The 20,567-nt window shown below is 70.9% G+C and carries 19 protein-coding genes; 16 read left to right on the forward strand and 3 right to left on the reverse strand.

Going from position 1 to position 20,567, the window contains the following annotated elements; translation table 11 throughout:
* Positions 1 to 237: 237 nt before the first annotated feature.
* The 4 genes from ACWC9R_RS20215 (at position 238) to ACWC9R_RS20230 (ending at position 3,333) form a co-directional block, all read left to right on the forward strand.
* On the forward strand, positions 238 to 783 hold the full coding sequence (locus ACWC9R_RS20215; protein WP_362602235.1) for a LemA family protein: 546 nt from the start codon (positions 238 to 240) through the stop codon (positions 781 to 783).
* A gap of 150 nt (positions 784 to 933) precedes the next feature.
* Positions 934 to 1,845, forward strand: a complete 912-nt coding sequence (gene pdxS, locus ACWC9R_RS20220) for a pyridoxal 5'-phosphate synthase lyase subunit PdxS (protein WP_450733308.1) — start codon at positions 934 to 936, stop codon at positions 1,843 to 1,845.
* Between the two features lie 9 nt (positions 1,846 to 1,854).
* Positions 1,855 to 2,448: a pyridoxal 5'-phosphate synthase glutaminase subunit PdxT gene (pdxT, locus tag ACWC9R_RS20225; RefSeq protein ID WP_450733310.1), complete on the forward strand. Its 594-nt coding sequence runs from the start codon at positions 1,855 to 1,857 to the stop codon at positions 2,446 to 2,448.
* Between the two features lie 132 nt (positions 2,449 to 2,580).
* Complete coding sequence (locus ACWC9R_RS20230) at positions 2,581 to 3,333, forward strand: YebC/PmpR family DNA-binding transcriptional regulator (RefSeq protein WP_362602244.1); 753 nt, start codon at positions 2,581 to 2,583, stop codon at positions 3,331 to 3,333.
* Positions 3,334 to 3,433: 100 nt separating this feature from the next.
* On the opposite strand, the gene ACWC9R_RS20235 is transcribed toward ACWC9R_RS20230, so the two are convergent.
* Positions 3,434 to 3,748 carry a hypothetical protein gene (locus ACWC9R_RS20235; protein WP_450733312.1) on the reverse strand — a complete coding sequence of 105 codons (315 nt, stop codon included), beginning with the start codon at positions 3,746 to 3,748 and terminating at the stop codon, positions 3,434 to 3,436.
* Between the two features lie 309 nt (positions 3,749 to 4,057).
* Here ACWC9R_RS20235 and ruvC point away from each other — a divergent pair, with 309 nt between their 5' ends.
* From ruvC to ACWC9R_RS20275, 8 genes are all read left to right on the forward strand, one after another.
* Entirely contained in the window at positions 4,058 to 4,636 is a 579-nt protein-coding gene (gene ruvC / locus ACWC9R_RS20240; RefSeq protein WP_450733437.1) for a crossover junction endodeoxyribonuclease RuvC, read from the forward strand.
* Positions 4,633 to 5,253, forward strand: a complete 621-nt coding sequence (gene ruvA, locus ACWC9R_RS20245) for a Holliday junction branch migration protein RuvA (RefSeq protein ID WP_450733314.1) — start codon at positions 4,633 to 4,635, stop codon at positions 5,251 to 5,253. The genes ruvC and ruvA overlap by 4 nt, the downstream gene beginning before the upstream one ends.
* 82 nt (positions 5,254 to 5,335) lie before the next feature.
* On the forward strand, positions 5,336 to 6,427 hold the full coding sequence (ruvB, locus tag ACWC9R_RS20250; protein ID WP_450733316.1) for a Holliday junction branch migration DNA helicase RuvB: 1,092 nt from the start codon (positions 5,336 to 5,338) through the stop codon (positions 6,425 to 6,427).
* Between the two features lie 119 nt (positions 6,428 to 6,546).
* Complete coding sequence (gene yajC / locus ACWC9R_RS20255) at positions 6,547 to 7,125, forward strand: preprotein translocase subunit YajC (RefSeq protein WP_450733318.1); 579 nt, start codon at positions 6,547 to 6,549, stop codon at positions 7,123 to 7,125.
* 151 nt (positions 7,126 to 7,276) lie between these two features.
* Positions 7,277 to 9,058 (forward strand): protein translocase subunit SecD, encoded by a 1,782-nt coding sequence (secD, locus tag ACWC9R_RS20260; protein WP_450733319.1) that lies wholly within the window; start codon positions 7,277 to 7,279, stop codon positions 9,056 to 9,058.
* A gap of 1 nt (position 9,059) precedes the next feature.
* Positions 9,060 to 10,172, forward strand: a complete 1,113-nt coding sequence (gene secF / locus ACWC9R_RS20265; protein WP_450733321.1) for a protein translocase subunit SecF — start codon at positions 9,060 to 9,062, stop codon at positions 10,170 to 10,172.
* On the forward strand, positions 10,169 to 10,717 hold the full coding sequence (locus ACWC9R_RS20270; RefSeq protein ID WP_393360202.1) for an adenine phosphoribosyltransferase: 549 nt from the start codon (positions 10,169 to 10,171) through the stop codon (positions 10,715 to 10,717). Before secF ends, ACWC9R_RS20270 begins: the two co-directional genes overlap by 4 nt.
* Before the next feature lie 171 nt (positions 10,718 to 10,888).
* Positions 10,889 to 13,516 (forward strand): RelA/SpoT family protein, encoded by a 2,628-nt coding sequence (locus ACWC9R_RS20275; RefSeq protein WP_450733323.1) that lies wholly within the window; start codon positions 10,889 to 10,891, stop codon positions 13,514 to 13,516.
* A 127-nt stretch (positions 13,517 to 13,643) separates the two neighbouring features.
* Here the strand turns inward: ACWC9R_RS20275 and ACWC9R_RS20280 are convergent, their stop codons facing one another.
* Complete coding sequence (locus ACWC9R_RS20280) at positions 13,644 to 14,873, reverse strand: DUF349 domain-containing protein (RefSeq protein WP_450733325.1); 1,230 nt, start codon at positions 14,871 to 14,873, stop codon at positions 13,644 to 13,646.
* A gap of 248 nt (positions 14,874 to 15,121) precedes the next feature.
* Positions 15,122 to 15,952 (reverse strand): peptidylprolyl isomerase, encoded by an 831-nt coding sequence (locus ACWC9R_RS20285; RefSeq protein WP_450733327.1) that lies wholly within the window; start codon positions 15,950 to 15,952, stop codon positions 15,122 to 15,124.
* Between the two features lie 163 nt (positions 15,953 to 16,115).
* Between ACWC9R_RS20285 and ACWC9R_RS20290 the strand changes: the two genes are divergently transcribed.
* From ACWC9R_RS20290 to ACWC9R_RS20305, 4 genes are all read left to right on the forward strand, one after another.
* On the forward strand, positions 16,116 to 16,829 hold the full coding sequence (locus ACWC9R_RS20290) for an MBL fold metallo-hydrolase (protein WP_362602272.1): 714 nt from the start codon (positions 16,116 to 16,118) through the stop codon (positions 16,827 to 16,829).
* 11 nt (positions 16,830 to 16,840) lie between these two features.
* On the forward strand, positions 16,841 to 18,103 hold the full coding sequence (hisS, locus tag ACWC9R_RS20295) for a histidine--tRNA ligase (RefSeq protein WP_450733329.1): 1,263 nt from the start codon (positions 16,841 to 16,843) through the stop codon (positions 18,101 to 18,103).
* 346 nt (positions 18,104 to 18,449) lie between these two features.
* On the forward strand, positions 18,450 to 19,091 hold the full coding sequence (locus ACWC9R_RS20300; RefSeq protein ID WP_450733331.1) for a vitamin K epoxide reductase family protein: 642 nt from the start codon (positions 18,450 to 18,452) through the stop codon (positions 19,089 to 19,091).
* A gap of 84 nt (positions 19,092 to 19,175) precedes the next feature.
* Positions 19,176 to 20,546, forward strand: a complete 1,371-nt coding sequence (locus ACWC9R_RS20305) for a replication-associated recombination protein A (RefSeq protein ID WP_450733333.1) — start codon at positions 19,176 to 19,178, stop codon at positions 20,544 to 20,546.
* The last annotated feature ends 21 nt before the right edge of the window (positions 20,547 to 20,567 follow it).

The following is a 20,567-nucleotide window of genomic DNA, read 5'->3' on the forward strand; positions in this document are numbered from 1 at the left end:
GTGTGCCGGACGTAAAGCGAAGCAGTCCGGCACACCCCACCCGCGCAGGCCCGTCACCGCACCCGACAGCCCCGCGCAGCGGACCCGCCCGCCGCAGGCGCAACGGCGAGGAACGCACAAGCATCACCCGATGCCACGCCCCGCGCAGCGGACCCGAAACGGCGCGAGGCCCCCACGGCGGGCCAGCCGAAAACGTGGGGCGAAAACCACGCGGCGCCAGCCGCGTATGGTGCGGCAGTGACCACGCTCATCTGGATCGCCGTCGCGATCGTCCTCATCGGTGTCTACCTCAGCTGGACGGCCGGCCGCCTCGACCGGCTGCACGCACGTATCGACGCGGCCCGGGCGGCGCTCGACGCCCAGCTGCTGCGACGGGCCTCCGTCGCGCAGGAGGTGGGTACCTCGGGGGTCCTGGACCCGGCCGCCTCGATCGTTCTCTACCAGGCCGCGCACGAGGCCCGGCAGGCCGAGGAGGACCACCGTGAGGTCGCGGAGAGTGAGCTGAGCCAGGCGCTGCGGGCGATCTTCGCGGAGGAGGCGCAGCTGGAGGCCGTACGCGAGGCGCCCGGGGGCGAGCAGACGGTCACCGAGCTCACCGCCGCGGTGCGCCGTGTCCCGATGGCCCGCCGGTTCCACAACGACGCCGTAAGGGCCGCCCGCGCGGTCCGCCGCCACCGGGTGGTCCGTTATTTCCGGCTCGCCGGGCATGCGCCGTTCCCGCTGGCCTTCGAGATGGATGACGAGCCCCCGGCCGTCCTGGACGACCGCTCGGCCGGGAACTGAACCGGGCAGCGGGAGCCGGGGGCGGGGGCCGCAGCGGGCGACTCCCGGCGGTGACGAGCCACTGACCTCTAATTGGCCCTTTTCCCGGGCCGCTCACCAACGGTTGTGTGGGCGCAGCAGTACAGCCACCCGCATTGAGTGAGGTCAACCGTGTCCAGCACGCCCACCACGCCCCAGACCCCCGAGACCGGAACCGCGCGCGTCAAGCGCGGTATGGCCGAGCAGCTCAAGGGCGGCGTGATCATGGACGTCGTCACGCCGGAAGAGGCGAAGATCGCCGAGGACGCGGGCGCCGTCGCCGTCATGGCCCTGGAGCGGGTCCCCGCCGACATCCGCAAGGACGGCGGCGTGGCCCGGATGTCGGACCCCGACATGATCGACGGCATCATCAACGCCGTCTCCATCCCGGTCATGGCCAAGTCCCGGATCGGCCACTTCGTCGAGGCCCAGGTCCTGCAGTCGCTCGGCGTCGACTACATCGACGAGTCCGAGGTCCTCACCCCGGCCGACGAGGTCAACCACTCCGACAAGTGGGCCTTCACCACCCCGTTCGTCTGTGGTGCCACCAACCTGGGCGAGGCGCTGCGCCGGATCACCGAGGGCGCGGCCATGATCCGCTCGAAGGGCGAGGCCGGCACCGGCAACGTCGTCGAGGCGGTCCGCCACATGCGCCAGATCAAGGGCGAGATCGCCCGGCTGCGCGGCTACGACAACAACGAGCTGTTCGCCGCCGCCAAGGAGCTGCGCGCCCCGTACGAGCTGGTCAAGGAGGTCGCCGAGCTCGGCAAGCTGCCGGTCGTGCTGTTCTCCGCCGGTGGTGTCGCCACCCCGGCCGACGCCGCGCTGATGCGCCAGCTCGGCGCCGAGGGCGTGTTCGTCGGCTCCGGCATCTTCAAGTCCGGTGACCCCGCCAAGCGCGCCGCCGCGATCGTGAAGGCCACCACCTTCTACGACGACCCGAAGGTCATCGCGGACGTCTCCCGCAACCTGGGCGAGGCCATGGTCGGCATCAACTGCGACACCCTCCCCGAGGCCGAGCGCTACGCCAACCGCGGCTGGTAGGACACCTAGATGAGCACCCCCACCATTGGTGTGCTGGCCCTCCAGGGTGACGTCCGCGAGCACCTCACCGCGCTCGCCGAGGCGGACGCCCTGGCCCGGCCGGTACGCCGTCCCGAGGAGCTGGACGGGCTCGACGGCCTGGTCATACCGGGCGGCGAGTCCACCACCATGTCCAAGCTGGCCGTCACCTTCGGCATGCTGGAGCCGCTGCGCGCCTTCGTCCGCGCGGGCAGGCCGGTCTACGGCACGTGCGCCGGCATGATCATGGTCGCGGACAAGCTGCTGGACGCCCGCGAGGACCAGGAGACGTTCGGCGGCGTCGACATGATCGTGCGCCGTAACGCCTTCGGGCGGCAGAACGAGTCCTTCGAGGCGGCCATCGACGTCGCCGGGATTCCCGGCGGACCGGTCGAGGGCGTCTTCATCCGGGCGCCCTGGGTCGAGTCGGTCGGCGGCGCGGTCGAGGTCCTGGCGACGTACGACGGGCACACCGTGGCCGTGCGGCAGGGTAACGTCCTCGCCACGTCCTTCCACCCGGAACTGACCGGCGACCACCGGGTCCACGCGCTGTTCGTGGACATGGTGCGGCAGGCCGGGGGCTGATCCGGGGGACGGGCTCCGGGGCTCCGCCAGGGGCGGCGGCCGGTGCCGGGCGGGAGTAACACCCCGTGACCTGGCCCCGGTAGGATCTATGGCGTTCGTTTCAGACGTTGGTTACGCGAAGGAGACAGGCGGATGTCCGGCCACTCTAAATGGGCTACGACGAAGCACAAGAAGGCCGTGATCGATGCCAAGCGCGGCAAGCTCTTCGCGAAGCTGATCAAGAACATCGAGGTCGCGGCGCGTACCGGCGGCGCCGACCCGGACGGCAACCCGACCCTCTTCGACGCCATCCAGAAGGCCAAGAAGAGCTCGGTGCCCAACAAGAACATCGACTCCGCGGTCAAGCGCGGTGCGGGCCTCGAAGCCGGCGGTGCCGACTACGAGACCATCATGTATGAGGGCTACGGCCCCAACGGTGTCGCGGTGCTCATCGAGTGCCTCACCGACAACCGCAACCGCGCCGCCTCGGACGTCCGTGTCGCCATGACCCGCAACGGCGGTTCGATGGCCGACCCGGGTTCGGTGTCGTACCTGTTCAACCGCAAGGGCGTGGTGATCGTCCCCAAGGGTGAGCTGACCGAGGACGACGTCCTGGGCGCGGTGCTGGACGCGGGCGCCGAGGAGGTCAACGACCTCGGTGAGTCCTTCGAGGTGCTCAGCGAGGCCACCGACCTGGTCGCGGTCCGCAGTGCTCTGCAGGAGGCCGGCATCGACTACGACTCGGCCGACGCCAACTTCGTCCCGACCATGCAGGTCGAGCTGGAGGAAGAGGGCGCGCGCAAGATCTTCAAGCTGATCGACGCGCTGGAGGACAGCGACGACGTGCAGAACGTCTTCGCCAACTTCGACGTCTCGGACGACGTGATGGCCAAGGTCGACGCCTGACGGTTCTCGCCCAGACGCGACAACGGCCCGCCGGAGAGATCCGGCGGGCCGTTTCGTCTGCTCCGGGCCCCAGGGGGCCGGTCAGTCGTCCTGCTTCAGGTCAGGCCTCGATCGACTTGACGCTGCCGGCGTGCTTGATGTGCCCCTTGCCGTGCGCGCCGGCGTCCACCCGCTTCATCTGGTCCACGGCACCGTTCTTCCACCAGATGAAGAGCTGAGCCTTCTTGTTGCAGGTGTTGTGCCAGTAGACGGTCGTGGTGGAGGTGCCGTCCGCGTAGGACCAGTTGAAGCAGCCGCTGCTGCCGCGGTTCATACCGTCGGCGGAGGCGGACGCCGCCTGCGAGGCCGGGGCGGTGAGCCCGAGGGTGGCGATGGCGAGAGAGGCGGCGACGGCAGCCTTGGATATACGACGCATGGTTCCCCGATCTTGTTCTTCAACGCCTTCTGTACGGGCGTCAACTACCGCCCGAACAGCGGAAATACGCGGCCCGCATGGTCGGTGCGGATGCGCTTCGGCACACGATACAAGATCAATTAGTGGATGGTGTGCGAATAAAAAAGCGGAGTTTTCGATTCCTGGAGCCGCGTCCCCGTGGTCCCTCCGGAGCCCGCGCAGCGGGACCGGCGGAATGCGCCGCCCCGCTCCGACGCATTGTCAGTGGCAGCCGATAACCTGCACGAACAGTCTGTCGGTCGGCCTGGGAAGGCCGGGGAAGGGGGCGTGGTGCGGGTGCTGGGGGTGGACCCGGGGCTGACACGCTGCGGGGTCGGGGTGGTCGACGGGGTCGCGGGGCGTCCGCTGACGATGGTCGGTGTCGGCGTCGTCCGTACCCCGGCGGACCTCGACATCGCCCAACGGCTGGTCGAGATCGAGCGCGGGATAGACGCCTGGCTCGACGAGCACCGCCCCGAGTACGTGGCCGTCGAGCGGGTCTTCAGCCAGCACAACGTCCGTACGGTCATGGGCACCGCCCAGGCCAGCGCGGTCGCCATGCTGTGCGCGGCCCGTCGCGGGCTGCCGGTCGCGCTGCACACCCCCAGCGAGGTCAAGGCCGCCGTGACGGGCTCGGGCCGGGCCGACAAGGCCCAGGTCGGCGCGATGGTCACCCGGCTGCTGCGGCTCGACGCACCGCCGAAGCCCGCCGACGCCGCCGACGCCCTCGCCCTCGCCATCTGCCACATCTGGCGCGCCCCCGCGGTCAACCGCCTCCAGCAGGCGCACGCCGCGGCCCGCCGCGCCGCTCCCGCCACCCTCCCGTCCGCCGGCCCCCGCAGGACGGCACCCCAGAAGGGCACCCGATGATTGCCTTCGTCTCCGGCCCGGTCGCGGCCCTCGCCCCGGACTCCGCCGTCGTCGAGGTCGGCGGTATCGGCATGGCCGTCCAGTGCACCCCGGACACCCTCTCCACGCTGCGCGTCGGACAGCAGGCCAAGCTCGCCACCTCCCTCGTCGTCCGCGAGGACTCGCTCACCCTCTACGGCTTCACCGACGACGACGGGCGGCAGACCTTCGAGCTGCTCCAGACCGCCAGCGGCGTCGGGCCCCGGCTCGCCCAGGCCATGCTCGCGGTGCACTCCCCGGACGCGCTGCGGCGGGCCGTCGCCACCAGCGACGAGAAGGCCCTCACCGCCGTGCCCGGCATCGGCAAGAAGGGCGCCCAGAAGCTGCTCCTGGAGCTCAAGGACCGGCTCGGGGAGCCGGTGGGGACCGGCCGCGCGGGCGTCGGCAGCGCCGTCACCCCCGGCTGGCGCGACCAGCTGCACGCCGCGCTGATCGGCCTGGGCTACGCCACCCGCGAGGCGGACGAGGCGGTGACCGCGGTCGCCCCGCAGGCCGAGGCGGCCCTCGCCGACGGCGGCGCGCCGCAGGTACCGCAGCTGCTCAAGGCCGCCCTGCAGACCCTGAACCGCGCCCGATGACCACCCCGGCCCGGACCCCGCACCCCCGGCCGTTCGACCACCCCGGCGGCCCGGCCGCCCCGACCCCGCGAGGCAATCCGCAGTGAACTGGGACGACACCGCACCGCCCACCAGCGACGACGCCGCCACGGGCGGGCCCGACCGGCTGGTCGGGGCCGACGCGGACGGCGAGGACACCGCCGTCGAGGCCGCGCTGCGGCCCAAGGACCTGGAGGAGTTCGTCGGCCAGGAGCGGGTGCGCGAACAGCTCGACCTGGTCCTGCGCGCCGCCCGCGCCCGTGGCGCCACCGCCGACCACGTCCTGCTGTCCGGCGCCCCGGGCCTCGGCAAGACCACCCTCTCGATGATCATCGCCGCCGAGATGGGCGCCCCGATCCGGATCACCTCCGGCCCCGCCATCCAGCACGCCGGTGACCTCGCCGCGATCCTCTCCTCCCTCCAGGAGGGCGAGGTCCTCTTCCTCGACGAGATCCACCGGATGTCCCGGCCCGCCGAGGAGATGCTCTACATGGCGATGGAGGACTTCCGCGTCGACGTCATCGTCGGCAAGGGCCCGGGAGCCACCGCCATCCCGCTCGAACTCCCCCCGTTCACCCTGGTCGGCGCCACGACCCGGGCCGGTCTGCTGCCGCCCCCGCTGCGCGACCGCTTCGGCTTCACCGCCCATATGGAGTTCTACGCCCCCGCCGAGCTGGAGCGGGTCATCCACCGCTCGGCCGGGCTGCTGGACGTCGAGATAGATCCCGAGGGCGCCGCGGAGATCGCCGGCCGCTCCCGCGGCACGCCCCGTATCGCCAACCGCCTGCTGCGCCGGGTCCGTGACTACGCCCAGGTGAAGGCCGACGGCCTGATCACCCGCGAGATCGCCTCCCAGGCCCTCGGGGTCTACGAGGTCGACGCCCGCGGCCTGGACCGCCTCGACCGCGCCGTGCTCACGGCCCTGCTCAAGCTGTTCGGCGGCGGCCCGGTCGGCCTGTCCACCCTCGCGGTCGCGGTGGGGGAGGAGCGGGAGACGGTCGAGGAGGTCGCCGAGCCCTTCCTCGTACGGGAAGGACTGCTGGCCAGGACCCCCAGGGGCCGGGTCGCGACCCCGGCGTCCTGGGCCCACCTGGGGCTCGTCCCGCCGCAGCAGCACGGGGGCCCCGGCGGGCAGCAGGGCTTGTTCGGGGCGTGACGGCGCGGGGACTCGCCCGGCCAGGAACTGCGGTGGGATGCTGTGCGTTGTTCCACTGGTGGGGACTCGCCTAGACTCCGCCGATGCCGTTCGTATGGGCGGCATTCCCACCCCGCTCTATGAGACCGCGCAGCAGCGGTCGTGCGAAGGATTTCCGTCCCGTGCCCAATATCGTGACTCTCCTCCCCTTCATTGTCCTCATCGGGGCCATGTTCCTGATGACGCGGTCCGCCAAGAAGAAGCAGCAGGCGGCCGCGCAGATGCGCAATGAAATGCAGGCCGGCACCGGCGTCCGGACGATCGGCGGCATGTACGCCACCGTCAAGGAAGTCCACGAGGACACCGTCCTCCTGGAGGTCGCCCCCGGCGTGCACGCCATTTACGCCAAGAACGCCATCGGCGCCGTGCTCGCGGACGAGGAGTACAACCGCATCCTGGACGGTGCCGACCCGATCCACGGTGACGGGGCGGTCGTCCCGGACGACGCCTCCTCGCTGACCGGCGACGCCGCGGACGCCGACAAGGCCGACAAGATCGACCTGGGCAAGACCGCCGCCCCGGCCGGTGAGCCCGCCGCGGACAAGCCCGCCGCCGACGAGGCGAAGGACGCCGAGCCCGCCGCCGAGGCCAAGGACGCCGTCAAGGCCGACGCCGACGCCGCGAAGGACGACAAGAAGTCCGGCGACGACGCGAAGTAGTCCATCCCCACGGAACCGCGGAGCACGCGGGTATGTCGTGCGCCGCGGTTCCGGGACGGTCTAGGCTCCGGCGGGGGCACGTCCCCACAAGACTTCGTGGCCCCTTGGCCGGTATCCCGGGCCGAGGGGTTGGACAGGGAGATACGAGAAGGTGGCAGCACCGAAGAAGGGCCGCAGGACGCCCGCGAGCCAGGGGCATCCGGGCCGTGCCCTGGTCCTGGTCATCATCGCGATCGTGGGGCTGGTCGGCGGCATGTTCTATGCCGGTTCGCTGACGCCCCGGCTGGGCATCGACCTCGCCGGAGGCACGAGCTTCACGCTCGAGGCCGAGAACATGCCCGGCAAGCCCAACGCGATCAATGAGACCAACATGAAGACCGCCGCCGGGATCATGGACCGGCGGGTCAACGGTCTGGGTGTGTCCGAGACCGAGGTCCAGACGCAGGGCACCAACCACATCATCGTGAACATCCCGCGAGGGACGAACGCGAAGCAGGCCCGTCAGCAGGTCGGCACGACCGCTCAGCTCGGGTTCCGGCCGGTGCTCACCACCACGGCGGGCACCAAGACCCCCGAGCCCAAGCCCAGCCCCTCCAAGAAGCGCGCGAACGACAAGGCCAAGGGCGACAAGGCCGCGGGTGACAAGGCCCAGCAGGAGCCGGGCACCCAGCAGCAGGCCTCGCAGTCGCCGGGCGACAAGCCGACCACCCAGGGCCGTGCGGCGACGGACGCGCTGAAGAAGGCGCCGTCCGCCCAGCCCACCCCCTCCGGTCCGGCCAAGCCCTCCACCCCCGCGGCACCGCCGGCGCCCCCGGGCGCCGCGGAGATCCCGCCGGCCCTCCAGAAGCAGCTCAACGCGCTGGACTGCTCCAGCAAGAAGGGCCGCGCCGCCGCCGGTGAGCGCGCCGCCGGCGCCAAGCCGTCCGAGCCGGTCGTGGCCTGCAAGGACGACGGCACGCAGAAGTACGTGCTCGGCCCGATCGGCGTCGAGGGCACGGACGTCAAGGACGCCAAGGCCGTCTTCGACAGCCAGTCGGCCCAGGGCTGGATCGTCCAGATGGACTTCACCTCCGAGGGCGGCAAGAAGTTCGCGGACGTCACCGGCAAGCTCGCGAGCAAGACGCCGCCGCAGAACCAGTTCGCGATCGTCCTGGACGGCGCGGTGGTCTCCGACCCCCGGGTCAACGAGCGCCTCAACGGCGGCAGCGCCACGATCTCCGGCGGCTTCACCCAGCAGACCGCCGAGGACCTGGGCAACATGCTGTCCTACGGCGCCCTGCCGCTCTCCTTCAAGATCGCCGACGAGACCACGGTCACCGCGGCGCTCGGCGGTGAGCAGCTGCACGCCGGTCTGCTCGCGGGTGCCATCGGCCTGGCGCTGGTCGTGGTCTACCTCGTCGCCTACTACCGCGGGCTGGCGCTGGTCGCGCTGGCGAGTCTGCTGGTCTCGGCGATCCTGACGTACACGATCATGACGTTGCTCGGCCCGACCATCGGGTTCGCGCTGAACCTCCCGGCGGTCTGCGGCGCCATCGTGGCCATCGGTATCACCGCCGACTCGTTCATCGTCTACTTCGAACGCATCCGGGACGAGATCCGCGAGGGCCGCAGTCTGCGCCCGGCCGTCGAGCGCGGCTGGCCACGGGCCCGCCGTACGATCCTGGTCTCCGACTTCGTGTCGTTCCTGGCCGCCGCGGTGCTGTTCATCGTCACCGTCGGCAAGGTGAAGGGCTTCGCGTTCACGCTCGGCCTGACCACCGTCCTCGACGTCGTCGTGGTCTTCTACTTCACCAAGCCCCTGATGACGATCCTGGCCCGGCGGGCGTTCTTCTCCAACGGACACCCCTGGTCCGGCCTTGATCCCAAGCGCCTGGGCGCCAAGCCGCCGCTGCGACGCCGTCGCACCGCCCCCACCCAGACGAAGGAGGCGTGAGATGTCGAAGCTCGGCAACATCGGCGCCCGGCTCTACCGCGGCGAGGTCGGCTACGACTTCATCGGCAAGCGGAAGATCTGGTACAGCCTCTCGATCCTCATCACCATCACGGCCCTCGTCGGCCTGGCGGTGCGCGGTCTGAACATGGGCATCGAGTTCTCCGGCGGCGCGGTCTTCACCACCCCGGAGACGAGAATCTCCGCCCCGCAGGCCCAGCACCACGCCGAGTCCGCGGCCGCCGGCCACCAGGCCGTGGTGCAGAAGCTCGGCGGCGGCGGGCTGCGCATCCAGATCAGCGGTCTGGACACCAAGCAGGCGCTGCCGGTCCAGGAGGAGCTGGCCAAGGACCTGAACATCCCGGTCAAGGACGTCAACACCCAGCTGGTCGGCCCGAGCTGGGGTGAGGAGATCGCCAACAAGGCCTGGCTGGGCCTGGGGATCTTCATGGTCCTCGTGGTGCTCTATCTGGCGATCGCCTTCGAGTGGCGGATGGCGCTCGCCGCCCTGATCGCGCTGATCCACGACCTCACGATCACGGTCGGTGTCTACGCCCTGGTCGGCTTCGAGGTCACCCCCGGCACGGTCATCGGTCTGCTCACGATCCTCGGTTACTCCCTGTACGACACGGTCGTCGTCTTCGACAGCCTCAAGGAAGCCTCCAAGGACCTCACCAAGCAGACCCGCTTCACCTACAGCGAGGTCGCCAACCGCTCGATCAACAGCACCCTGGTGCGCTCCATCAACACCACGGTCGTGGCGCTGCTCCCGGTCGCCGGCCTGCTGTTCGTCGGCGGCGGTTTCCTGGGCGCGGGCATGCTCAACGACATCTCGCTGGCCCTGTTCGTCGGCCTCGCCGCCGGTGCCTACTCGTCGATCTTCATTGCGACCCCGCTGGTCGCCGACCTGAAGAGCCGCGAGCCGCAGATGAAGGCGCTGGCCAAGCGGGTCAAGGCGAAGCGTGCCGCGGCCGCGGCCAAGGACGCGGGCCAGGATGACGCGGAGGACGGCCAGGAGCCCGGCCCCGCCGAGGACGGTGCCGCGGTCGTCGGCCCGCGCCACCAGCCCACCGCCCGTAACCGCGGACGCGGCCGCCCGTCGGGCAAGCGCCGATGAGCGCCCCCGCGGAACTGCGTGAGCTGCTGCTCAGCCGGATCACGGACATCCCGGACCACCCGCAGCCGGGTGTGGTGTTCAAGGACATCACCCCGCTGCTGGCGGACCCGGCCGCGTTCGGCGCGCTGACCGAGGCGTTCGCCGAGCTGTGCGGACGCCACCGGGTGGACAAGATCGTCGGTCTGGAGGCGCGCGGGTTCATACTCGCCGCTCCGGTCGCGGTCCGGGCCGGTGTCGGCTTCGTCCCCGTCCGCAAGGCGGGCAAGCTGCCCGGCAGCACGCTCGGGCAGGCCTACGAGCTGGAGTACGGCACCGCCGAGATCGAGATCCACACCGATGCGCTGGCCCCGGGCGACCGGGTGCTGGTGATCGACGACGTGCTCGCCACCGGCGGCACCGCCGACGCCTCGCTGCAGCTCATCCGCCGCGCCGGCGCCGAGGTCGCGGGCCTGGCCGTGCTGCTGGAGCTGGGCTTTCTCGCCGGGCGGCAGCGGCTGGAGCCGGGCCTGAAGGGCGCTCCGCTGGAGGCCCTGATCACGGTCTGAGCCGTCGCGCACCGCAACTCCGCAGCGGGGGCATCCGGAAGAATCCGGGTGCCCCCGCTGCTGTGTCATGTACGGACCCGTGGCCGCGGGGGAGTTGCGGTCACGGGGTCGATACCATGGCATCCCGGCCCGTACGAGGTTCTGGGGTCCGGAACCGCCTGAGGAGTGCTCTTGCCAGACGAGGCCCAGCCGCTCTCCCCCGGACTGCGTCCGAAGGGAACCGACGCCGCGCGCCCGGACGAGACGAAGCCCAGGGACGGGGCTTCCCCGGACGCGCCCCAGCCCGAGCGGCAGGGCGCGCCCGACGGCACCGCCACGCCCCGCCCGCCCGCCGGCCCGACCTCCGCGTCCCCGGCACCCGCCGAGCGGCCCCGCCCGGCGCCCAGGCCGGGGCCCGCCTCCTCGTCGCAGCCGGCCTCCGCGCCGTCCCGAGCGGCCAAGCCGCCCGCCAACGCCGACCAGCCCGCGGCCGCCAAGCCGCTGCCGCCCGCCCCGGCCGGCCGCTCCGGCTCCCCCAACCGGGTACGGGCCCGCCTCGCCCGGCTGGGCGTGCAGCGCTCCAGCCCGTACAACCCCGTCCTGGAGCCGCTGCTGCGGGCCGTCCGCGGTAACGACCCCAAGATTGAGACCGCCACGCTGCGCCAGGTCGAGCGGGCCTACCAGGTCGCCGAGCGCTGGCACCGCGGCCAGAAGCGCAAGAGCGGCGACCCGTACATCACCCACCCGCTCGCGGTCACCACCATCCTCGCCGAGCTGGGCATGGACCCGGCCACGCTGATGGCGGGCCTGCTGCACGACACCGTCGAGGACACCGAGTACGGCCTGGACACCCTGCGCCGCGACTTCGGCGACCAGGTCGCGCTGCTGGTCGACGGCGTCACCAAGCTCGACAAGGTCAAGTTCGGCGAGGCCGCGCAGGCCGAGACCGTCCGCAAGATGGTCGTCGCGATGGCCAAGGACCCGCGGGTCCTGGTGATCAAGCTCGCCGACCGGCTGCACAACATGCGCACCATGCGCTACCTCAAGCGGGAGAAGCAGGAGAAGAAGGCCCGCGAGACGCTGGAGATCTACGCTCCGCTCGCCCACCGCCTGGGCATGAACACCATCAAGTGGGAGCTGGAGGACCTCGCCTTCGCGATCCTCTACCCCAAGATGTACGACGAGATCGTGCGGCTGGTCGCCGAGCGGGCGCCCAAGCGCGACGAGTATCTGGCCATAGTGACCGACGAGGTCCAGGCCGATCTGCGGTCCGCCCGCATCAAGGCCACCGTCACCGGCCGCCCCAAGCACTACTACAGCGTCTACCAGAAGATGATCGTGCGCGGCCGCGACTTCGCCGAGATCTACGACCTGGTGGGCATCCGCGTCCTCGTCGACACCGTCCGCGACTGCTACGCCGCCCTCGGCACCATCCACGCGCGATGGAACCCGGTCCCCGGCCGGTTCAAGGACTACATCGCGATGCCGAAGTTCAACATGTACCAGTCGCTGCACACCACGGTGATCGGCCCCAGCGGCAAGCCCGTCGAGCTGCAGATCCGTACCTTCGACATGCACCGCCGCGCGGAGTACGGCATCGCCGCGCACTGGAAGTACAAGCAGGAAGCGGTCGCGGGCGCCTCCAAGATCCGTACGGATATCCCGAAGAACGCCGGCAAGGGCCAGGACACCGTCAACGACATGGCCTGGCTGCGGCAGTTGCTCGACTGGCAGAAGGAGACCGAGGACCCGGGCGAGTTCCTGGAGTCGCTGCGCTTCGACCTGTCCCGCAACGAGGTCTTCGTCTTCACGCCGAAGGGCGACGTCATAGCACTGCCGGCCGGCGCCACCCCCGTCGACTTCGCGTACGCGGTACACACCGAGGTCGGCCACCGCACGATAGGCGCTCGGGTCAACGGCCGCCTCGTCCCGCTCGAATCGACCCTGGACAACGGCGACTTGGTGGAGGTCTTCACCTCCAAGGCGACGGGTGCCGGGCCGTCCCGCGACTGGCTGGGCTTCGTCAAGTCCCCGCGCGCCCGCAACAAGATCCGCGGCTGGTTCTCCAAGGAGCGCCGCGACGAGGCGATCGAGCAGGGCAAGGACGCCATCGCGCGCGCCATGCGCAAGCAGAACCTGCCGATCCAGCGGATTCTGACCGGCGACTCGCTGGTGACCCTGGCGCACGAGATGCGCTACCCCGACATCTCCTCGCTGTACGCCGCGATCGGCGAGGGCCATGTCGCCGCGCAGGGCGTCGTCCAGAAGCTGGTGCAGGCGCTCGGCGGCCAGGACGAGGCCACCGAGGACATCGCCGAGTCGACCCCGATCCGGCCGCGCTCCAAGCGCCGTTCCAGCGCCGACCCCGGTGTGGTCGTCAAGGGCGTCGACGATGTGTGGGTCAAGCTGGCCCGCTGCTGTACGCCGGTGCCGGGCGACCCCATCATCGGCTTCGTCACCCGCGGCAACGGCGTCTCGGTGCACCGCGCCGACTGTGTCAACGTCGACTCGCTGTCCCGGCAGCCGGAGCGGATTCTCGACGTCGAGTGGGCGCCCACCCAGTCCTCGGTCTTCCTGGTCGCCATCCAGGTCGAGGCGCTGGACCGCTCCCGGCTCCTCTCGGACGTCACCCGGATTCTGTCCGACCAGCACGTCAACATCCTCTCGGCGGCCGTCCAGACCTCCCGCGACCGCGTCGCCACCTCCCGCTTCACCTTCGAGATGGGCGACCCCAAGCACCTGGGTCACGTCCTGAAGGCCGTACGGAGCGTGGAGGGCGTGTACGACGTGTACCGGGTGACATCGGCCCGCCGACCGTAGGCGCACACGAAAGGGCCCCGGTACGCACGTACCGGGGCCCTTCTCGTATCAGGCACCTCAGCCACCAACTGAGGAACCAGGCGGCGATCAGCCACCACCGCGAGAGCGGCGGCGGTTCACCGCACCATCAACCGCCGAACTCCTCCAGGCCCTTGAGCGCCTGGTCCAGCAGCGCCTTGCGGCCCTCCAGCTCCCGGCCGAGCTTGTCGGCCTTGGCGTTGTTGCCCGCCGCCCGTGCCGTGTCGATCTGCTTCTCCAGCTTGTCGACCGCGTCCTGGAGCTGGCCGGTCAGCCCCGCGGCACGGGCCCGCGCCTCGGGGTTCGTCCGGCGCCACTCGCTCTCCTCGGCCTCCTGGATGGCCCGCTCGACGGCGTGCATCCGGCCCTCGATCTTCGGGCGGGCGTCGCGCGGGACATGGCCGATGGCTTCCCACCGCTCATTGATCGAGCGGAACGCCGCCCGCGCCGCCTTCAGGTCCGAGACGGGGAGCAGCTTCTCGGCCTCGACGGCCAGCTCCTCCTTGCGGGTCAGGTTCTCCCGCTGCTCGGCGTCGCGCTCCGCGAAGACCTCGCTGCGCGCCTGGAAGAAGATGTCCTGGGCGCCGCGGAAGCGGTTCCACAGGTCGTCCTCGTGCTCGCGCTGGGCACGTCCGGCGGCCTTCCAGTCCGTCATCAGCTCGCGGTAGCGGGCCGCGGTGGCCCCCCAGTCCGTCGACTTCGACAGCGCCTCGGCCTCGGCGACCAGCTTCTCCTTGGCCTTACGGGAGTCCTCGCGCTGGGCGTCCAACGAGGCGAAGTGCGCCTTGCGCCGCTTGGAGAACGCCGAGCGGGCGTGCGAGAAGCGGTGCCACAGCTCGTCGTCCGTCTTCCGGTCGAGCCGCGGCAGGCCCTTCCAGGTGTCGACCAGCGCGCGCAGCCGCTCGCCGGCCGCCCGCCACTGCTCACTGGCCGCCAGCTCCTCGGCCTCGGCGACCAGCTTCTCCTTGGCGTGCCGGGCCTCGTCGCTCTGCCGCGCCTTCTGCGCCTTGCGCTCCTCGCGGCGCGCCTCCACGGCCTCGACGAGCTTGTCGAGCCGCTTCTTCAGCGCCTCCAGATCGCCCACCGCGTGGTGTTCGTCGACCTGGGTGCGCAGATGCTCGATCGCGGTCGTGGCGTCCTTCGCCGACAGGTCGGTGGTCTTGACCCGGCGCTCGAGGAGGCCGATCTCGACGACCAGGCCCTCATACTTGCGCTCGAAGTAGGCGAGGGCCTCCTCGGGAGTGCCCGCCTGCCACGATCCGACGACCTGCTCGCCGTCGGCGGTACGCACGTACACGGTCCCCGTCTCGTCGACGCGGCCCCATGGGTCGCTGCTCACAGCGCCTCCTCCACATGATGCCGACGAGGGCGTGCGGCCCCCCCGGCATCGTCCACAGTTTCTGTCCGGCAGAGCCGCGCCCTGACCGGTCCGACGGGCTGAATTGCGGGTGAGGGTGAGCCGTCGGACAGGCACCCTACACAACGCCAATCTAGGCGACCGGCGGTCGGCTGTCCGCATCCAGCACGACCGAAATTCCGAGGTTCGGACCGCGAGTGCCACCGCACCGCCCCAGGTCGCCCGGCAGGTCAGGACTTGTTGACGGATGCCTTGTCGATCACGACGGTGGCGTTCGGCGCGGTATTGCCGGTCTGCGGGTCGGGCGTCGAACCGGCCTTGGCGATCTTCTTCAGCACGTCCATACCGCCGGTGACGGTGCCGAACGGTGTGTAGTTCGGGGGCAGCTTGCTGTCCTGGTAGACGAGGAAGAACTGGCTGCCGCCCGAGTCACGGGTCTTCTCGCTCCGGCCGTCGTAGCGGTTGGCCATCGCGACGGTGCCCGCCGGATAGACACCGCCCTTGAGCCGGGGGTCCTTGAGGTTCTCGTCCGGGAGGGTGTAGCCGGGGGTGCCCTGGCCGGTGCCCTTCGGGTCGCCGCACTGCAGGACGTAGATGTTCTGGTCGACCAGGCGGTGGCACCTGCTGTGGTCGAAGTAGCCCTGACCGGCCAGGAAGGCGAAGGAGTTGACCGTATGCGGTGCCTTGCCGGCGTCCAGCCTCAGCTCGATGGCGCCGCAGGTCGTCGCCAGCTTCGCGGTGTAGGAGGCCGAGGTGTCGACGGACATCGCCGGCTCCTTCTTCCAGGTCTTGGCGGAGGGGCTGCCCTTGGCGGGGCGGTCGCAGGGGTCCGGCGCCCTGGAGGGGGACGGAGGTGCCGCCGCCCGGTCGGCGTCGTCGTCCCGGCCGGTCAGTCCGGCGGAGACGTAGGCGGTGAGACCGGCTGCCAGGACGACGGCCAGGACCGACGCGAGGACCACATTGCGGCGTTTGGTCCTGCGCTGTTCCACGGACCGCCGTTGCTGCCGGCGCTCGTACTTCTCCCTGGCGAGCTGCCGTCTCCGCTGATCTCTGCTGACCACCGGTCGTCTCCTTCGTCCGATCACCGATCGCTGTCGTCCGCCGTGGCCGTACCGTATCCGGGTTCGCCCTGCCGGGAGTCCCGCCGGTAGGCTCTGGAGCTGCTGAGATGTTCCGGGAGCGGTCCCGCGGACCGACCCTCACCACCGACCTTTAAGGACGAACGTGCTGATTGCCGGGTTCCCCGCCGGGGCCTGGGGCACCAATTGCTACTTGGTCGCCCCCGCCGCCGGCGAGGAGTGCGTCATCATCGACCCGGGCCACCAGGCCGCCCAAGGAGTCGAGGACGCCGTCGCGAAGCATCGGCTCAAGCCCGTCGCGGTCGTTCTGACCCATGGCCACATCGACCATGTCGCCTCCGTGGTCCCGGTGTGCGGCGCGCACGACGTCCCGGCCTGGATTCACCCCGAGGACCGCTTCATGATGAGCGACCCGGAGAAGGCCCTCGGCCGCTCCATCGGTCAGCAGCTCATGGGCGAACTCACCGTGGGGGAGCCGGACGACGTCAAGGAGCTGAGCGACGGTGCCGCCCTGGAACTCGCCGGGATGGAGTTCTCCGTCGCGCACGCCCCGGGCCATACCAAGGGGTCGGTGACGTTCCGGATGCCCGAGCAGGCCGACATTCCGCCGGTCTTCTTCTCGGGCGACCTGCTGTTCGCCGGCTCCATCGGACGCACCGACCTGCCGGGCGGCGACCACGCCGAGATCCTGCAGTCGCTGGCGCGTGTGTGCCTGCCGCTGGAGGACTCCACCGTCGTCCTGTCCGGCCACGGCCCCCAGACCACCATCGGCCGCGAGCGCGCCACCAACCCCTTCCTCCGGGAAGTGGCCGCCGGCCTCGGAGACGGCTTCAGTGCCCCTCCGCGACGAGGAATGTGACGAGAGCTTCCGTGAGCACCTTCAAGGCCCCCAAGGGCACCTACGACCTCATTCCGCCGCAGTCCGCCACCTATCTCGCGGTGCGCGAGGCGATCTCCGCGCCGCTGAGGAACTCCGGCTACGGCTACATCGAGACGCCCGGCTTCGAGAACGTCGAGCTGTTCGCGCGCGGTGTCGGTGAGTCCACCGACATCGTGACCAAGGAGATGTACGCCTTCGAGACCAAGGGCGGCGACCGGCTGGCGCTGCGCCCCGAGGGCACCGCGTCCGTGCTGCGCGCCGCACTGGAGGCCAACCTCCACAAGGCCGGCAACCTCCCGGTCAAGCTCTGGTACTCCGGCTCGTACTACCGCTACGAGCGCCCGCAGAAGGGCCGTTACCGCCACTTCTCCCAGGTCGGCGCCGAGGCCATCGGTGCCGAAGACCCGGCGCTGGACGCCGAGTTGATCATCCTGGCCGACCAGGCCTACCGCGCGCTGGGCCTGCGGAACTTCCGCATCCTGCTCAACTCCCTGGGCGACAAGGAGTGCCGCCCCGTCTACCGCGCCGCGCTGCAGGACTTCCTGCGCGGGCTCGACCTGGACGAGGACACCCGGCGCCGGGTCGACATCAACCCGCTGCGCGTCCTGGACGACAAGCGCGAGGCCGTGCAGAAGCAGCTCGACGGGGCGCCCCGGCTCCGCGACTACCTCTGCGAGGCCTGCAAGGCGTACCACGAGCAGGTGCGCGAGCTGCTGACCGCGGCGGGCGTGACCTTCGAGGACGACGAGAAGCTGGTCCGCGGCCTGGACTACTACACCCGCACCACCTTCGAGTTCGTCCACGACGGCCTCGGCTCGCAGTCCGCGGTGGGCGGCGGCGGCCGCTACGACGGCCTCTCCGAGATGATCGGCGGCCCCGCGCTGCCGTCCGTCGGCTGGGCGCTGGGCGTCGACCGCACGGTGCTGGCGCTGGAGGCGGAGGGCATCACGCTCGACATCCCCGCCGCCACCGCCGTCTACGCCGTCCCGCTGGGCGAGGAGGCCCGCCGGGTGCTGTTCGGCGTGGTCACCGAGCTGCGGCGGTCCGGTGTCGCCACGGACTTCGCGTTCGGCGGCAAGGGCCTGAAGAACGCCATGAAGTCCGCCAACCGCTCCGGCGCGCGGCTGGCCCTGGTGGCCGGCGAGCGGGACCTGGCCGAGGGCGTGGTCCAGCTCAAGAACCTGGAGAGCGGTGAGCAGACCGCGGTCGCGCTGGACGCCGTGGCCGAGGAGGTCCGGCGCACGCTGGGCTGAGGCCGCGGCGCGGCGCGCACCCCGAGGGGCCCGGACGGCGATCGGCCGGCCGGGCCCCTCGGGCGTTACCGGGCCCCGCCGTGCCGCCGGGCGTCCGGTGTCAACGCCGAGCCGCGTGTTCATCCCGGCGGAGGGTTTCCGCACGGCCGCACCGGTGTGCACGGACCGCCGGTACGCGGACGGGCCGGGCGGAACGCGGCACAAGCTGAGAGAACGCTGTGAGCGGGGCATCCGTCTTTATGCTCATCGCACAGTGGTTCATGGTGGAGTTGGGGCAGAATGAACGGCGGGGCCGTGACCGGGCCCGTGCCAGCCCCTACTCCCGAGGGATCGACGGAACTCCGATATGACGACGACAGCGCTGGACGACGTGTCCACCGACGACGACCGCGCGCGCGGCACGGGCACGATCGGCTCGGGTCGCGGTTTCGCGGTGCTCCTGGTGATCACCGGAGCGCTGGGTCTGCTCGCGTCCTGGGTCATCACCCTGGACAAGATCGAGTTGCTGAAGGACCCGCACTACAAGCCGGCCTGCAGCCTCAACCCGATCATCTCCTGCGGCAACATCATGCAGAGCCCGCAGGCGGAGGTCTTCGGCTTCCCGAACCCGGTCGCCGGTCTGGTCGCCTTCGGCGTGGTCATCGGGGTCGGCATGGCCCTGCTGGCCGGCGCCCGCTTCCGCCGCTGGTACTGGATCGGACTGAACGTCGGCACGCTGCTCGGCACGGTCTTCTGCATGTGGCTGATGTCCCAGTCGCTGTACGTCATCAACTCGCTGTGCCTGTGGTGCACGCTGACGTGGCTGATCACGATCCTGATGTTCTGGTACACCACCGTGCACAACCTCAAGCACGGGATCATCCCGGCCCCCGACGGGCTGCGCCGGGCCGTGCTGGAGTTCCACTGGGTCGTCCCGGTGCTCTGGTACGGCGTGATCGCGCTGCTGATCCTCACCAAGTGGTGGACGTACTGGAGCAGCCTCATCTGAGCCCCGCCCGACGCGCTGCCCGCGCCCCGGCCCGTCCTGACGGCGGCCGGGGCGTTGTCAGTGGGGTGGCTTAGGCTCGTGATCGTGGAGCCCGACCTGTTCACCGCCGCTGCCGAAGACCGCCAGGAGAAGGACCCCGCCGGGTCCCCGCTCGCCGTCCGGATGCGCCCGCGCACCCTCGACGAAGTCGTGGGCCAGCAGCATCTGCTCAAGCCGGGCTCGCCGCTGCGCCGGCTCGTCGGCGAGGGCGGTGGGGGGCCCGCCGGCCCGTCGTCGGTGTTCCTGTGGGGGCCGCCGGGCATCGGCAAGACGACCCTGGCGTATGTCGTCAGCCAGGCGACGAACAAGCGCTTCGTGGAGCTCTCGGCGATCACGGCGGGGGTCAAGGAGGTCCGCGCGGTCATCGACGGCGCGCGGCGCGCCTCGGGCGGCTACGGCAAGGAGACCGTCCTCTTCCTCGACGAGATCCACCGTTTCAGCAAGGCCCAGCAGGACTCCCTGCTGCCGGCCGTGGAGAACCGCTGGGTCACCCTGATCGCCGCGACGACCGAGAACCCGTACTTCTCGGTGATCTCGCCGCTGCTGTCCCGCTCCCTGCTGCTGACCCTCGAACCGCTGACGGACGACGATCTGCGCGGCCTGCTGCGGCGCGCGCTGACCGACGCGCGCGGGCTGGCGGGTGCGGTGACCCTCCCCGAGGACACCGAGGGGCATCTGCTGCGGATCGCGGGCGGCGACGCCCGGCGCGCGCTGACGGCCCTGGAGGCGGGGGCCGGTTCCGCGCTGGCCAAGGGCGAGAAGGAGATCACCCTCCAGACGCTGGAGGAGTCCGTCGACCGGGCGGCGGTCAAGTACGACCGGGACGGCGACCAGCACTACGACGTCGCCAGCGCACTGATCAAGTCCATCCGGGGCTCGGACGTCGACGCCGCGCTGCACTACCTGGCGCGCATGATCGAGGCGGGGGAGGACCCGCGGTTCATCGCCCGCCGGCTGATGATCTCGGCGAGCGAGGACATCGGGCTGGCCGATCCGACGGCCCTGCAGACCGCGGTCGCCGCGGCCCAGGCCGTGGCGATGATCGGCTTCCCGGAGGCGCGGATCACGCTGAGCCAGGCCACCATCGCGCTCGCCCTGGCGCCGAAGTCGAACGCCGCCTACATGGCCATCGACGCCGCCCTGGCGGACGTCCGGGCCGGCCGGGCGGGCGCGGTGCCGCTCCATCTGCGCGACGGCCACTACAAGGGCGCCCAGAAGCTCGGCCACGGCCAGGGCTACCGCTATCCGCACGACCTGCCGGGCGGTATCGCGGCCCAGCAGTACGCCCCGGACGAGGTGCACGGCACGCGCTATTACGAGCCCACCCGCCATGGTGCGGAGGCGCGCTACGCCGATGTCGTCGAGCGAGTACGGGTCCGGCTGCGTACGGACTCCGGCGAGAGCACCGCCGAGTAGCGGGACGGCCGGGCGGCGGCC

The organism is Streptomyces sp. NPDC001219 (assembly GCF_053597915.1).

What these genes read in the sequence shown, in the direction of transcription:
- yajC (WP_450733318.1), top strand. Translation starts at nt 6,547, where the DNA reads ATGAGACCGCGCAGCAGCGGTCGTGCGAAGGATTTCCGTCCCGTGCCC.
- secF (WP_450733321.1), top strand. Translation starts at nt 9,060, where the DNA reads ATGTCGAAGCTCGGCAACATCGGCGCCCGGCTCTACCGCGGCGAGGTC.
- ACWC9R_RS20300 (WP_450733331.1), top strand. Translation starts at nt 18,450, where the DNA reads ATGACGACGACAGCGCTGGACGACGTGTCCACCGACGACGACCGCGCG.
- pdxT (WP_450733310.1), top strand. Translation starts at nt 1,855, where the DNA reads ATGAGCACCCCCACCATTGGTGTGCTGGCCCTCCAGGGTGACGTCCGC.
- ACWC9R_RS20270 (WP_393360202.1), top strand. Translation starts at nt 10,169, where the DNA reads ATGAGCGCCCCCGCGGAACTGCGTGAGCTGCTGCTCAGCCGGATCACG.
- ACWC9R_RS20235 (WP_450733312.1), bottom strand. Translation starts at nt 3,748, where the DNA reads ATGCGTCGTATATCCAAGGCTGCCGTCGCCGCCTCTCTCGCCATCGCC.
- ACWC9R_RS20230 (WP_362602244.1), top strand. Translation starts at nt 2,581, where the DNA reads ATGTCCGGCCACTCTAAATGGGCTACGACGAAGCACAAGAAGGCCGTG.
- ruvA (WP_450733314.1), top strand. Translation starts at nt 4,633, where the DNA reads ATGATTGCCTTCGTCTCCGGCCCGGTCGCGGCCCTCGCCCCGGACTCC.